Below are 15,306 nucleotides of genomic sequence, written 5' to 3'. Positions count from 1 at the left end.
AGATATTTATCACTCATCAGCAAATTAATAAGCTATTCCTATAGCTATCCGACTAACCTATTTGATAAGTTGATATGCTCAATTTAGATATGTACTCGTGCTACATCAGCCTGTAACCCCTCTGTTTTGAGTTTCAGGTATCAAACCACAATAGCTTCAGATGGACAGTTACAGAGGTTTCTAGAGGCAAGTGTTGACAGTAGTGTCACTGTAGCAACAAACAGGTGGTAGAAAAATGTGTTCTACCACCTGTGTGATTAAGTAACGGTATTGAGTGTCGTGTTTGTTTATGAGTTCACTACCTCATCAATGAGAAATTCTAGGTAGCTCCAGTCCTCATTGTCTTCGTCACCATTGTCATCGTTGTTTTGTTCGTAATCGTTTTTTGGGAAGTCTCGATCTTCATAGTCGTCATTGTTATCAGTATCATTTAAGAATGACATTTGTTTTTGTTATGAGTATGTGAACAATATGATTCTATTCTCCGATCGAAGATAAAACTAAAAGCTTAACAATTGTTAGGTATTATACTGGCACTACGGTATATAGAACGAGGTGCGACCAGATCAATTGAAGTATCAACTATGGAAATGTTACAGAAGCCTGTATACTAGTACCTCCATTGATTAGCTCTAGTAAAGTTGGCTCTCAGTGCGATCGCGATTGCATACCTATAGTGATAGTTACTTGTTAATTGCAGTAGGATAACACTTGGATTACAAAACTATTACTTGTCAGAGGTAGAAACATAAATAGCGGTGTTTGCTAAATATCAGTTTGGAGCTAAGAATCCCTTATATCACTTTCTTCCTCTTCTGTTTCCTCAATTTCTGGTTCCTGATTATTCAGCAAACAAGACCAATCAACATTATCGATATCAACTGAGTCTTCGTATCCGTCAGCTTTGAGTATTTCTTTTATCAGTTCTTCTACTGTGATTTTACGAATTGCTGCTTCTTGACGTAAATCTTTACAAACCTCATTCCAATTATCAGCATTACTCACTCTGTCAATCAAAATTGCCTCAGCCATTCGAGTCTTTGATACACCTCTGGTATGACCCCATAGAGATAAGCGAATCTCTTTGACTATAGGTAGATTGACCGGGAACCTGCGATCGCGTTTCTTGACCATTGTGCTATCAAAAATTCAATATGATACCAATTTACCTCTATTTGGTTTCCTTTTGGTATCAAAATTGTGACTTTTATTGTACTATTGCTTTTGAGCATAAACTGTTGATTCTCTGGGGAGTGCGTCAACACCCCTCAGAGACTTCCTCACATCAGTCATCACCTGTTGTGAGGTAACTCCCATGCGTATAGTAGACAGACAAAGGAGCATAACTATAATGACAGAAAGTCTAGGCACTGCGATCGCTACCCCTGAAGTTTCAGAAATAACCTACAGTCCTGTAGCAGCAGCGATCGCGCAAATCAAGATGCAGGATATACCGGATGGTAGAAAAAGAGCATTAATCAAAGCTGTGTTGCAGCGTCAGATAGTCGCAGGTAAACGTGGAGGTGGACGGCACTAGCTTCGCTTGTTTTTCTACCTCTCCCATCAATTGCATCATGTAAATCACACCCGGTACTTGCCGGGTTTTCTTGTTATGAACGAAGATTACTACAGAGTTGAATTAGCTGCTGGTATCACAGCTTTTGTGCGTGTCGATCCTGGTAAATTTACAATCGCAAGAGTTAGTCAGTTATGGTAAATGGACAAGATTCCTTCGGATGCCAGAGTATCTGACCTTGTTTATTCATTGGTGCGACTTTCAGACCTGTGAGACTTTACCAGTTAACGTTAATGTGTTTGCTCGTGTCATTAATTGTAACTAGTTTAGATGGTTTGATTCCTGTATTGTGAGCTATGCCATACAGGGATAGAAAACAAGCAATTTCCGGATCGACTTCTATTTTTGTACTTTGTACATCGGAAATAAGTACTGTTTTGGATACTGTTACTAACACTTGTGTTTTCTTGAGTATATGACCATCAAACACAAGCCTATCTTTTACTTGGTATTCCATCTGTTGAGTATCTTTGTACACGTTCACTTGTTTGTGCTGGTAGCGTTCTAGTTCTGTGTACCAAAGTACTGTTTTAGTGGATTTATCAGCCTTGTTTTTGACTTGTTTCTTGTGTACAATACCTATTTGCTCAATCTTACTATTGGGGTGTCTGATACCGATATAACCAATAATATTATCCCTTTGTATTCCCCATTTACTGAGAGTACTATCTAACCATTCAGGATGAGACAACATTCCATACTGATTAATTTCTAGTTGATAACTTTTGAACATCAACACACAATCGCAATATTTTAGTGAATGAATAGCAATAAGCTCTGTTTCCTCCGATGTAACTTTTTGCGATAGTGCTACCCATGAATCATTCTGTCCTAACACAGTATCTCTAAACTGTATGAATGGTAGGGATTGATAGTTATCTTGCATCCATCTGGTACGTTTATCACTGTCTTTTATTGCATCGGCATTTTTAAGCCAATTATTGAGATTGACTTTGAATTCTTGAAACATTGCCAGATGGTCATGTTTGTTTAACTCAAGTGTGGTAAAACAATATTTTGTCATATCGAGAGCTAACCTACCTACTTCTGACTCATTCAATGGTCTTCTGTTTTCCGCTATACTCAAATGTTCATCATATAAACGAATAACACTTCTAGCGAGTTGACAAGCTTTTTTGGCTTTATATTCGGCTATCTTGATGGATTCATCGCTGTTGTTGGCTACATAGCTATCAATACTATGAATGGCTATTTCTTCAGAAATTAATGAGTTTTCTAATTGAGGTAAATGTCTCAGTTGACTACTATCTTTACCATTATGGTGAATTATTGCCTTGTCTCGCAACTTGATGTAGTTGTCATAGGTAAGTTTTTGCATCATACCTACGATATCACTACGGGATACGTTGTTTTGTACTAGGTATTCAGTGATTGCTGAACTGATTTCAACCAATACCGAATCCAACATATCAGGATTGAGTCTTCTAGTATGCTTACGCACTGTTGAAAGAAGAGTTTTGATATTCTTCTTTTTATCGTGTAATTCATCCTGTTGATCGGCACTCAGCTTGTCATTGCCTAGATGATGTTGCTCGTCTTCATGATGCATTTCTTCTAACTGATTATTAATTATTGGAAGTTGAACGTTAGCAACATCTCTATTTATGTTTATTACAGAATTAAATTGTTCTACCCAAGAAGTGGAAACAATTACTTTGGCTGTGAACTGACAAATAACATCTATATCTTTTCTTCCTATCTTTTGTCTGAACAGCTTATCTTGTTCATGTTCGTATAGTTTGTAAATGCTGTAATGTAGTAGGTACTCCAACAAATTCAAGCTAGACTTGACACACAAGTAATCTATTGCTTCTAGAGCTATTTGCTGTTGCAGTAAAGTTCGAGCATCTTTTACTTCTTTGTGAAGAATAGTAAGATTATATGTTGCCTCCAGTTGCTTGTGATGAGTTAGAAAATATCTTGTACAAGCATTTGTAATGCTATCCATTGTTTGATTATTGTAAGATTTTACTGCACGAATCCAATTATTAAATTTCCCATCATCAACAATTTTCTCTTTTCCAATAGCAATCATACTTAAGAAGCTCTTTTGAAATATCTCTAGCCTTTGTCCTCTATCTTTAATGAAGTTACTGATTGCTGTACTATTACCAAATGATGATACTCTCAGTTCACATTGCTCCACTTGTCTAGCATTAGTGGCATGAATATGAGCGAAATGAGGTTTTCTATACTCACCTTGTTTTAGATAAACAGGTTCTCCACATACAGGACAACGTAACTTTAAATCGTTATAGGAATGAAAATCGCATTTATCTGCATAAACTCTTTCGCCACCTAACTTCATTGAGATTGCGTAATCCATATCCAATTGATACAGTCAAATTTTATGTTGTTTATAACACACGTTTCTTTGAAATGCCAGTATTAACCCAGGCTATCGACAGTTCAAGGAAATGAATAAACAGTACTTCGTTACTTGCTTTGGATATGTAGGATTGACACTACACTGTGTAGACTTTGGTGTAGTGTTTAAACCCTTATACTGACTGAGTTGTGTAAAGTGTGTAGGATTATTGATATATCTATACGTAATTTTCTGATTTTATTTCCAGGTTAGAGCATCATTCCTTAATAAATATAAAAGGAATAATACTCTAACCCTACACAACCTACACAATGCTTACCCTGACTGAATTGTGGTACTACACTCTACCCTTCACTGTGTAGGTTTGACTCTACACTGCCTGCTAGTGGTGAAGGCAGATCATCGTCCTTACCAGGTTCCCGCAATCTCAAGCCCTGAATGCAATAACCTTTGTTACTACGAACTTTTTCTACATCCTTCCATCCCATAATAGAGTTGCAAAAATTCAGTAGATTGGGGCTAAAATTAGGCGAACTTTGAGCATAACTACCAGACTTACGACACCATTGTGTATAGCTACCAAATAGAGTTTTGGTGTCTTCTTTATTATTCCCTACTGGACTTTTACTTTTTTCCTCTCGGATAACGCACTCATCAATCCAAACAGCCATAGGATTACTAGTCAATTGTTGCTCCAAACTATGTTGAGCAAGTTCTGGGTTATCGGCTGCATTCCTCAATACTTGAGTAACTGTTTCATCAGGGATAGCCAGTAAATATTGAGTTAATGCGTTTAACTCAGGTTGAAACTCTTTTTCTAAATCTCTACGCTTTGTTTTGTCTACAGTGTGTTTGAAGGAAACTAAAATGTGTCTCCTTGTCAACCAAGATGAGTTACGAGTATCAAACACCAGGTCATTTGATGCCATGATGACCATACCATCAAATTTGAATTCAAATCCTGGTTTACCTTTCTCTTCTGCCGAAATCATGTCTTGTCCTGTGAGCGATTTGAATTTTTGCAAGTCTCCCTTGTACCTATCTTGGTCTGGAAATACTACTAACCTTTTTTTGAAAGCATTTGCTGCTGAAAATCGCTGTCCACATAACTCTGCTAAAGTCATTGTACATACGTTGCGATCGCCTATCAAAGATTGTGCAAGTTGAACAAATGTACTTTTACCCGTGCCACCAGAACCAAGTAGATGCAAGAACTGTTGGAGATCGGCACGACCTTTTAGAATTGCAGCCAAATAACATAGTAATATTTCTTTGATTGATGGTTCGTTGTTGGTTACCTCATTCAACCACTTATCAATCTGTGGAAACTCATTACTAGAGTTATCGAATTCACGTGGCAAACACCAAGTAAATCGATGAGCTGGTGAATGCTTAAGAGTTTTTCCTGTAGCTATTTCCAGAACACAATTCTGAAATGGAAGTAACTCTGTAGGTGGTTTTTCTACCCAATTTCTCTCCATCAATTTAACTCTCATTTTATGGATGATGTTACTTATATAGCTAGAAGAACCATAACCTGTAATATTTCTTTGTTCTAGCTCTTGATTGACTATTCCCTCAAGATAATAGTCATGGACTTTACTCCAAATACCGGAGGATTTTTCCAATTCATAATACATCCAACAGTTAGTCTCAATATTAAATATCAATTTACCTCTGTATTGTTCAGCTATCTCTTTACCAAGAATATCGGCTTCTGGACAACCGCCTGATTTCTCCTGAGAGGTATTGGCAATTCCAGCATTATATTTTTGTGGATAGTGAACTGGCTCACTCTCTGGCAATAATAGCGGCGTTGAAGCGTAATTATCCTGTAAACAATCCATAATTTCTGAGTTTTGTTTATCATCAAAGCTGTCTACACTTTTGTTAATCATCTCTATTTTGTCCTGAAGTTGCGAATTTGATAGGCTCAAATAATCAAAACAATAAAGAATGCAAAGTACCAATACTTCATACAGATTTAGTATTTCTTCTCTATATATTTCGATATACTTTGTAACCAAACCAATCAAACGTAACACGGTAAAAATGAAATGGCTAGATTTGTTAAATAAGTCTTTTCTGAAAAAAGTGTCACTAAAATTGGATATTGACTTATATGTCAATGAACAGCTAGTTCATTGCCACAAATCATACTGTTGTTATATCCTGTACGATGTTCGTGCTATCAAAACGTGTGTTGACTGCTATGAATCAATAGATATAGTTCGTTGTTATATAAATAGGTGATTTGCAGCGTTATAAAACCCTATGTTGATTGTGATTAATGAAAACGTAGTTCGTTGTTGTCGATAAACAATGTGTTCGTTAATAGCGTTATCAATTACCAGTTGCGATCGCAGTGAGAGTTATGTTAGTTATATGCAGTATGGTTGTGTGCTGTTACATAGCATAAGAACAAGGGATAGTATTGTATGTTTCTACCCCTTGCTACGGTATGTTAGATAAGCGTTGTTCGTGCCAGTATGATGAATGCTGTTATAACTCTGTTACTTTTACCTGTGTTAGCGTACTAGCACTATCCTAGTTATCTCATCTTCATACACGTTGTATATTGCAGCTAGTAATTTGATTGACTTCTCATCAGTACATCCTAGCTTTTGAGCTATAGCAACTGCTGATTGTAACGGAATCGCTTGGTTAGTGGACTGTGTTAGTAAATCGAGTCTAGTCTTAGTGGTTTGGCGTTTCTTGTACACTGTGTCATTCATTGTAGGACTGTGACCTAATGACATAGCTCTTTTTTCTAACGGTATTCCCGCCATCATCCCATTGAGGTTAGCTAGGTGACGTAAGGCATGAGTTTGAGTGAATCCTATTTGCTTTGCCCATTTAACCAATCTTGTATGAGCTTCTTTAGCGTGCTTTTTAGCTATGGTTTCAGGATTATTACTTTCAGGGTTAATGTTTGGTAGTTTTCCAGACTTAATCTCTAACTTCTCAATCAAATCAGGATGAGTCGGTGGAATTAACGGAACAGCTAGTCGATAACCAGTTTTAGTAGTAGTACCTAAATTTGTCTCATTCCCCACAACTGCTACCATATCTCGGTTATTTGGGGCATTTAATGCTGGTATTGTTACTCCATCCTTGGTTTTGAATAGCTTGTCAATATTCTGAACTGCAAACACTTCGTTAACTCTCAATCCATATATCACTTGCATTGAGAATACAAATAACCATCCATTTCTAGATTCAAGATTGTATCGTTTGTCCTTGACTGGAATATCCAAGACCGAATCTCTGAATCTCAGGTAGTCATCAAGCGAAATACTTTGTAAATCTTCTCTAAACTTCGTTTGAGTTACATTGATCTTGCTCAACTCATCGCGTAGCTTGTCATTCCCTATAACTTCACATAGTTTTTTCATAGCACAAATGCAAAGTTTGTAACTCTTAGCACCTCGTTTCTTAGTGCTAATGACTGTCATAATATCAGTTAAATTTACTGAGTTTTCTGATGGTAGCAGCTTGTAGAAACAATAGTAAACTTCATACCAACATGATTGATGGCTAGGGTTGTTTCTATCTCGCTGTTGACGCTTCTTGGTGTAGCTATTCCAGTAATTATCTTCTACTAACTTGATAGCTTCACCAAATGTAATCAGGTCATTCTTGACAACGTTCTTCTCTAGAATAGTTTCGTCATACCAAGCCCAAAACTCTACTTCACTGCTAAATTTAGTCAATGCTTCACTGACCTTGTGTGCTTTCTCTAGTGCCTTGACTATCCCTATCTCAGTGAAGTCACAATTGCAAGCCTTGGCAGTTCGTTTATCACCAATCTTAAACTGTAGTAGTACATATGTACCAGATGTTTTGACTTCCCGTTTCAGTCCTACACCTTTGGGTGTTTGCTTCTGAATCTCTTTGAAGAGTGCTAGTAAGCGTTCATACCCGATTAAATGTGACTGGATATTTGCTGCTGTAAAAGTTTCTCTCACTTTTCTCTCAATCCTGTTGGTCGAATAACCGTTTTTGAGAGAAAACCAGGAGATAGCAAGTCTTTAAGATGTTAGTTCCGTCTGGTCACTGGTTCGAGTCCAGTTACGTCCATTTTAAGTCGTACTAGTCTAATCAATCCCAATCTCGATGTAACGGGTCGATTGGGATATCTGGATCGATCTCAATAACGGTGATTTTAGCATTCTCCACTACCGTATTTCCCATAATTGTATTGTGCATTGCCTCAAACTTCGATTCTTCCTCTGCAATGCTTTCGTAGTGTAGAATTACGTGGTAACGCTTCGGAATTGGTTCTCCAGACTCCGATCGCTCCACTAAGTCCCAATCTATATTTTGTCGTTCTTCCGCCATCCGGCGATACTCATCAGCTAGTTGTTCTAAGGCGATGGCAATCGCGTGTTCCTTTGTTTGACCATAGCATTGCAAGTTTTCTCTGGGAAAATTAACCAGAGACGATGAGATCTGGCAAATGTACTGTCCGTTGTCTTGAGGCTGTACTGCGAGCATAATGCTTCCAGTTATGCGATCGGGATTCACATCAGTCATATTAAACGTGCTGAAACATTCAGGATAATGTGCTTACGATTAAATTGTAAGCGGTCGCTATATTGCCCTTCAGTAAATCCTTGGATAAAACAGTGAATGCAAGCCCACCCAAGCTGTATTTCGCAAATCAAATAGGATTGCTATATTGATAAATTTTCTTAATAGAAGTGCAAGCATTTTATTTATAATGCGATCTAGAAAATCTTAGTGCGATCGGCTGGTTACAACCATGGCTCACCACATTCTCAAAGCCACAAAGGAAACCGTACATTTAGGTGGATTCTCTCACTTTTTGCAACCAGCCCTAACAATTGATTCTGGTGATACGATTGACGTAGAAACTTATTCTGGTTATTACATTTATGACAAAGCACCACCAGAATTTTTGACACCAGGATTCCTCGACATTTGTCACAATCTTCCACCAGAACGCAAAATTGCAGCAGGACCGCATTTACTAACAGGACCAATATATGTGCGGGATGCAGAACCTGGGGATGTGTTGGAAGTGAAGTTAGAAACAATTACACCAAGCTTACCTGTAGGTTTTAATGCTATTCGTGCAGGTTGGGGGGCTTTACCGCACCTCTTCCATCAATCTGCTTTAAGATTTATACCTCTCGATTTGGAGAACAAGATTGCAGAATATCCTCCCAGTAGCGGTATCAAAATTCCCCTCAAACCCTTTTTTGGAATCCTCGGTGTCGCCACATCAGATTCATCTCGAAGTTCAGTTCCTCCTGGTTGCTATGGTGGTAACATTGATAATCGAGAACTCCAAACTGGTTCTAGAATATTTCTACCTGTTTTTGTTCCAGGTGCATTGTTTTCTATTGGGGATGGTCATTCTGCACAAGGTGATGGTGAAGTTAATGTTACGGCAATTGAAACTTCAATGAATGGCACTATTCAATTAAAACTTTACAAGAATTGGCAACTGACAATACCAATTGCTGAAACCCACACAGATATTATTACAATGGGATTTGGTGAAACATTAGATGAATCATTAGAACTGGCTTTAAAAAATATGATTCATTTCTTAGAATGTTTCGTTCATTTGACGCCTGAAGATGCTTACATCTTATGTAGTTTGGCTGTGAATTTTCGGATTACTCAAGTAGTTAATAATCCACAAAAAGGCGTTCATGGAATGCTACCTAAGTCAATTCTACCTAAAGATTTTTTCTTTCCTTGGTCACATAGGTAATACCAGTTCGCGAACAACTATAGCAATCCTAAGAAGTTGTTTGAAAAGTGGTTAGTTGTGATTTTTATCACATTATTACCCCCCTTAATCCCCCCTTGTAAAGGGGGGAAACAATACAAATTCGGTTCCCTCCCCAATACATCGGTTACGGTTAGGGAGGGGTAAAAAATATTTGATACATCAATCATGACTTTTCAAACATCCTCTAAGGGAGTAGGAATAATTGCGGTTTATGATTAGAGTAATATGAGTCATCTACCAACCAGATTTTATGTCTAATATTCTCATCCAATTATTGGTTATTGGTTTTGCTGCTGGCGTTGCTGGCGGTATGTTTGGCATTGGAGGCGGTGCAATTATGGTACCTGCAATGGTGCTGTTGTTAGGTTTGGAGCAAAAATTTGCTACTGGGACTTCTATCGCTGCTCAAGTATTGCCAATTGGGATTTTAGCCGCATTAGTCTATTATCGAAATGGCAATTTAAATATAAAGTATTCACTACTTATTGCGTTGGGTCTAATAGTGGGGAATTTTTTTGGAGCTTTATTTGCCAATCAACCCTATATAAGTAGTGAAACTATGAAAAAAATGTATGGAATTTTTTTATTGCTCATTGGCTTGCGCTATTTATTTGTGCGTTAACAATAGCTAACAATTATGTTGAGTTTCTAGGGTGAGAAAACTCACCCTCTTGTTACAACAATTTTGGATTTAAAATCGCAATTACATAGTTCATGCTCTTTCAATTAAAAATGCAAAATTCCTAATCTTCTTCATATTTTCCAATTATGTAAGAAGCTGATTCTAACCAAGTAGGATGGTTTTTATCTTTTGCTTTTTTTATGGTTAAAGTTGTGTAGCCTTTTGGGATGACTAATCCTATCAAAAGCAAAACAAATAATATACTAAAAGGAATTGCCAGTATCATAAGATAGAGTGTAAAAGTGAACAATCAGTTGTTATCAAAAACTCGTTCAAATAATTACAAATACTAATGTGGCCTCTACAAAACCTTATTTAACAGTTATCTGTTTTTATTTATATATCAATCCTGTTTGATTTATAAAACATATGTAGGTAGGGCTAAAGCCCACCACTACTCCTCTGGTCGCGGGGGAACTCGCGCACGAGGGTGGCTCCCCTACAGTACCTAAAATTGTTTATAAATGATTTAGGATTGCTATATGACTCCTATTTGATTTTTGAAATATACGTAGTAGTAGTAGGGTGGGCAATGCCCACCGAAACTCTATTGGTGGGCATTGCCCACCCTACGGTACTGGGATTTTTTCAGAAATCAGATAGGATTGCTATATGTGGTAAGTAGTGACTACCTAGTTAAGTTATCAGACGAATTTATTGAAATGTATTCTAAAATATTAGTAAACGCACCAAAGCTTGGGAAGATTCTGACATCAAGATAAGATTAATTTTAGTTGAAATTTCATTAAATAATACAAGAGCTTTTTCAATCAATAATTCTCCTTAAGTGGACTGCTAAATATAAAGTAATTCTTTATACTTTATTTTAAGAGATAATAGGAATTAACTCTTAGTAAATTTAAGATAGGCACGACAACGAACGTCGTGCCTGCACTTCTCACACCTCACTCCGTCCGAGGAGGGTTTTCTCTATCCACATAGAACCGCGCTCGCTACAAGTAGAGCATCGTACCATACATAGACGTTATTCACACACAAATGTTTCTTTTATGTTCAAATAGGAAAAGGCTGTGTATTTGGACTTAATACCTAATTCGTGGATCTACATAGGCATTTAATATATCAATGACTATGCTAGCAATGACGACAATTCCTGCAAAAAATACAAGAATTCCTTGTACTGTGGGGTAATCTCGCAAAGAGATTGCTTCATAGAGCTTTCCTGCCAATCCAGGCCAAGAAAATGTGACTTCAGTTAAAATAGCTCCACCTAACAGAGAAGCAAAGGTCAATCCTAAAACTGTAATAACGGGAATGAGTGCATTTTTCAAAGCATGGGAAACTAAAATTTTCTTCTCAGGAATACCTCTTGCCCTAGCGGCTTCCACGTAATCTGCTTGTAAGGTTTGCTTTAAGTTCACACGCACAATTCGCTCAAAAATACCGCTTAACAGAATTCCTAAAGTAAGACTCGGAAGAGCAAGATAATGTAAAGCTGCAAAAAATTGGCTGAGATTTCCAGTTAATAAACTATCGATAGTATATAAACCAACGATCGGTGTTGGAGTTGGTAGAGTCGAAGGAAAACGAGTTCCAAAAGGAAACCATCCCAACTGCACTGCAAAAATCAGTTGCAGAACCATCCCAGCCCAAAACATGGGTAGCGAGTAAGTGATAATGCCAAACAATCTTCCCCCAGCATCTAAAACTGTTCCGGGACGAGAAGCCGAAAGAGTACCAACTCCAATTCCAACGACTAAGGCAACTGTCATGCTACAAACCGCCAATTCTACTGTTGCTGGGAAATGTTGCCAAATGACTTCCCACACAGATTGTCCGCGACTTGTCAAGGAAGATCCTAAATCGAAACGGAGCAATTGTCCCATATAGTTAAAGTACTGTAGCCATATAGGAAGGTCTAAACCTAGTTGTTTGCGTAATTCCTCTTTCGCACTTTCTGGCGCACGTCCACCAAGAATAGCGTCTGCTACGTCTCCAGGAGTGGATCTCAGTAAAAGAAATACAACTGTTGTTACTGTCCATAGCATAAGTGGTGCTAGGAGCAGACGGGCAATAATATAGTATTGTAAAGCTTTCGATCTAGACATAGGTTAGGGATTAGGGATTAGGGATTAGGGCTTGGGGATTAGGGCTTGGGGAACTCGGGATCCCCTTTGGGGATAAGGGGCAATGGGCATTGAGCATTAATCATTCGTCCTAGTTCCCAGTCGCCAATTGCCAATCCCCAGTCCCCATTCCCTATTTCTTAATTGTTTCGTAAACGAGAACTTGGTTGGGGTTGAGTTCTATGCCACTGACTCCTTTTCTGGCAAATGCGTAATCTTTGTTTTGCCATAATGGAACATATGGAACATCGGCGGCTACCTGTGCTTGTATATCTGCAAAAATTTTCTTACGAGCTTCAGGATTTTGCTCTTTACGTTGTTGTTCGATAAGTTTGTTGATCTTTTCACTATAGTAGAAAGATCCCAAAGTCTGGCTTCCTCCTTGTTTGCATCCCTCAGTATCCGAACCTTTGGGACATTCTAGGAAAGGTTGAATGTAATTATCAGCATCTATGAAATCGGGATACCAGTCAAGTAAAACTGCTGGATACAGTCCTTTTGATATGGATTTAAAGAAGGTTGCTCCTTCTACTGTATTGATTTCAAATTGCAGCAAGCCATCCATTTTTTCTTCAGCATAACCTTTCAAAATTTCTGCGGCTAAACTCCGAGTGGGGGAACTAGAAGGATACCAAAGAGAAACTCGTAAGGGATTTTGTTGGGAAAAACCAGCTGCTGTTATCAATTGTTTTGCTTTCTCTACATTACCATCACCGTATTTATCTTTAAATAATGGTTGGGAAACATCAAATGTTGTAGGTATCATACTATAAAGCGGTTTGGCTTGATTAAACAAAACTCGCTCGTTAATAACAGGACGGTCGATAACTGATGCGATCGCTTGTCTAACTTCCGGTCTATCTAAAGGTTTTTGATTGCGATTTAACACTAAATAAGTAACAACACTACTTTGATTTTCAATTGATTGCCAATCTCCTTTTTTAGCACTCTCATCTAAACTCCGAATTTGATCGGGTTCTAATGATAAATACGCAACATCCACTGCACCAGTCCGGAAAGAGTTAAATAAGTTAGCGGGACTCGTAAGAATTTGTAAATTAATTCCTTTATTAGCTGGTTTGTTTCCCCAATATTTATCGAACACGTCAAATCTTAAGGAATCTGTACCATATTGCGCTAATTTATAAGGACCAGTACTAACAAATATATTGGGCTTAAATTTTCCTGCACCCAGTTCATAAGCTTTTGGTGAAAGAGGACATACCCCAGGAAATGCGAGGAGTGATGGAAAAGCCGCAAATGGTTTTTTCAGTTTTATCGTTAATTCATACTCGCCTGTAGCTTTTACCGTATCTACCACATCAGCTAGTAAGAAAGAAGGTTTACCTCCATTCTTCATAAAGCGTTCTATACTAAACGCCATTGCTTGTGCGTTAAAAGGCGTATCATCGTGAAACACTACACCCTGGCGCAGTGGAATCGTGTACGTCAATCCATCTTGGCTAACTTTAGGTAATGCAGTCGCTAGCTGCGGTGTAATTTTGGTAGTTCCTGGTTCGTAGTAGTAGAGGCGATCGCTCATGTTATAAAATAACCCAATTGATGCTATTTCGTAGGCATCAGCCGGATCGAGGGTACGTGGTTTTAGACTAGTACCAACAGTAATTCGACCATCTCCACTAGGGGTATTTCCAGAACCAGATGAAGTTGTTTGCTGCCCCCTAGCGCAACTCACAACTAAAAGCAAACATACACAAAACAGAGAAACAAATTTAGCTATTCGATTCCACTGTCTTGCAGAGAAAGAAAACCAGGTCATAGCATTGGTCTTGTAAACTAAGTGGTCAGATATTTTACTACATATTTAGCTAATTGCCATAAAGAAAACGAAGCTTATTAAGTCCCTGACTTCTTTGAGAAGTCGGAGATCTGGTTCGCCTGGGCGAATGTAGCAGAAATAAAAATTGTTAGACCAAAGGGTAAGGTTTGAGGTTCCCAATACTTTTGTGACAAATTACAGTTAGTTGACCGAATTCCCGAACTATCTATGCGATCGCTTGCCAAGTATTGTCCATTCCTGAAAATGGTGTAATAAAAAAACATGAACTTCTCATAGAAAAAATGTTTAAATTTGTATGAAATTAACAAATCTTATTACAGTAGTTTGTTAATCTTGTCCCGTAGCCAAAACAGCGATCGTCTGAAAATATATTAATCTGGTGCATACCGAACACGGGGACAAATACCTAGTCTAAGTACAATCTCGGCTACACTTAATCTCTACATATACTTTAAAGATTAGGTTGGTATGGTTTTATCACAAATCTTAAGATTTGTATAGTACTAACTGGTGCTACAGGAATATTCAGCAACAAGCAATTTAGAGTCCAATAGTGAGAGAGTAAAATATTGTGAAGTACTTCTTTTTATCTGAAGGTTGGACAGTTGGCAGAGTATGGGCATCTGATGGACAATGGCAGGTGTCCGCATGGCGTCGTCAACCGGATATTCACCAATTGAATATCTGTTTAGTAGAACAAAACGAGATGATGTGGCTTTATCAAGTAGAGGACACGGTTCTCATGGTAGAGGTGATGCCAACAGCACAAGTGCAAGTGGGACGAGCCGGACAATCTATAGGTCAAGTTGTGCTCAAGCGATTAATTAGTGCCGAACAAGTTATAGAACGTTTGGGAACAGCATCAGCTCGGTGTCAGCTTCAGAGTCTTGAGGCTGTGGTTTAGGGATTGGGGATTGGGGACTCGGATCAATCCCCAACCAATACGCTTGCAAAGAGCTCCATCAAAAGTTACACTTTTTTAAACATTCTCATTTTTCTCTTGGCAACTGTAGCCATACGGAGTCATACTCCAAAGTAGTGGT

Annotated in this window: 13 protein-coding genes; 4 read left to right on the top strand and 9 right to left on the bottom strand. The window is 38.1% G+C overall.

Annotated features, from left to right (window positions below):
- Positions 1–287: 287 nt before the first annotated feature.
- On the bottom strand, positions 288–443 hold the full coding sequence (locus ACKTT2_RS35040; RefSeq protein ID WP_407895500.1) for a hypothetical protein: 156 nt from the start codon (positions 441–443) through the stop codon (positions 288–290).
- A 340-nt stretch (positions 444–783) separates the two neighbouring features.
- Complete coding sequence (locus ACKTT2_RS35035; protein ID WP_407895499.1) at positions 784–1,134, bottom strand: hypothetical protein; 351 nt, start codon at positions 1,132–1,134, stop codon at positions 784–786.
- A gap of 217 nt (positions 1,135–1,351) precedes the next feature.
- Here ACKTT2_RS35035 and ACKTT2_RS35030 point away from each other — a divergent pair, with 217 nt between their 5' ends.
- Positions 1,352–1,537: a hypothetical protein gene (locus ACKTT2_RS35030; protein ID WP_407895498.1), complete on the top strand. Its 186-nt coding sequence runs from the start codon at positions 1,352–1,354 to the stop codon at positions 1,535–1,537.
- Positions 1,538–1,793: 256 nt separating this feature from the next.
- Here the strand turns inward: ACKTT2_RS35030 and ACKTT2_RS35025 are convergent, their stop codons facing one another.
- From ACKTT2_RS35025 to ACKTT2_RS35010, 4 genes are all read right to left on the bottom strand, one after another.
- Entirely contained in the window at positions 1,794–3,923 is a 2,130-nt protein-coding gene (locus ACKTT2_RS35025; RefSeq protein ID WP_407895497.1) for a competence protein CoiA family protein, read from the bottom strand.
- A 347-nt stretch (positions 3,924–4,270) separates the two neighbouring features.
- On the bottom strand, positions 4,271–5,824 hold the full coding sequence (locus tag ACKTT2_RS35020; RefSeq protein ID WP_407895496.1) for a DNA primase family protein: 1,554 nt from the start codon (positions 5,822–5,824) through the stop codon (positions 4,271–4,273).
- Positions 5,825–6,454: 630 nt separating this feature from the next.
- Complete coding sequence (locus tag ACKTT2_RS35015) at positions 6,455–7,894, bottom strand: site-specific integrase (protein ID WP_407895495.1); 1,440 nt, start codon at positions 7,892–7,894, stop codon at positions 6,455–6,457.
- Positions 7,895–8,027: 133 nt separating this feature from the next.
- Positions 8,028–8,462 (bottom strand): immunoglobulin domain-containing protein, encoded by a 435-nt coding sequence (locus ACKTT2_RS35010; protein WP_407895493.1) that lies wholly within the window; start codon positions 8,460–8,462, stop codon positions 8,028–8,030.
- A gap of 229 nt (positions 8,463–8,691) precedes the next feature.
- Here ACKTT2_RS35010 and ACKTT2_RS35005 point away from each other — a divergent pair, with 229 nt between their 5' ends.
- Together ACKTT2_RS35005 and ACKTT2_RS35000 are read left to right on the top strand one after the other, a co-directional pair.
- Complete coding sequence (locus ACKTT2_RS35005) at positions 8,692–9,672, top strand: acetamidase/formamidase family protein (protein ID WP_407895492.1); 981 nt, start codon at positions 8,692–8,694, stop codon at positions 9,670–9,672.
- Between the two features lie 271 nt (positions 9,673–9,943).
- A complete protein-coding gene (locus ACKTT2_RS35000; RefSeq protein ID WP_407895490.1) occupies positions 9,944–10,315 on the top strand; it encodes a TSUP family transporter in 372 nt (123 codons plus the stop codon).
- A 121-nt stretch (positions 10,316–10,436) separates the two neighbouring features.
- Here the strand turns inward: ACKTT2_RS35000 and ACKTT2_RS34995 are convergent, their stop codons facing one another.
- The 3 genes from ACKTT2_RS34995 to ACKTT2_RS34985 all read right to left on the bottom strand — a co-directional run bounded on the left by ACKTT2_RS34995 (position 10,437) and on the right by ACKTT2_RS34985 (position 14,242).
- Positions 10,437–10,601: a hypothetical protein gene (locus tag ACKTT2_RS34995; RefSeq protein ID WP_407895488.1), complete on the bottom strand. Its 165-nt coding sequence runs from the start codon at positions 10,599–10,601 to the stop codon at positions 10,437–10,439.
- Between the two features lie 817 nt (positions 10,602–11,418).
- Positions 11,419–12,444 (bottom strand): ABC transporter permease, encoded by a 1,026-nt coding sequence (locus ACKTT2_RS34990; protein WP_407895486.1) that lies wholly within the window; start codon positions 12,442–12,444, stop codon positions 11,419–11,421.
- A gap of 151 nt (positions 12,445–12,595) precedes the next feature.
- Positions 12,596–14,242, bottom strand: coding sequence for an ABC transporter substrate-binding protein (locus tag ACKTT2_RS34985; protein ID WP_407895484.1), 1,647 nt, complete (start codon positions 14,240–14,242; stop codon positions 12,596–12,598).
- A gap of 592 nt (positions 14,243–14,834) precedes the next feature.
- On the opposite strand from ACKTT2_RS34985, the gene ACKTT2_RS34980 reads away from it, so the two are divergent.
- Positions 14,835–15,167 (top strand): hypothetical protein, encoded by a 333-nt coding sequence (locus ACKTT2_RS34980; protein ID WP_407895481.1) that lies wholly within the window; start codon positions 14,835–14,837, stop codon positions 15,165–15,167.
- Positions 15,168–15,306: the final 139 nt, after the last annotated feature.

It is taken from the genome of Scytonema hankhaensis NUACC26 (genome assembly GCF_045865695.1).
In the GTDB taxonomy this organism is placed as follows: Bacteria; Cyanobacteriota; Cyanobacteriia; order Cyanobacteriales; family Nostocaceae; genus Scytonema.
Note: the sequence above shows the minus strand (reverse complement) of the source record. Positions and strands in the feature narration are given on the sequence as shown.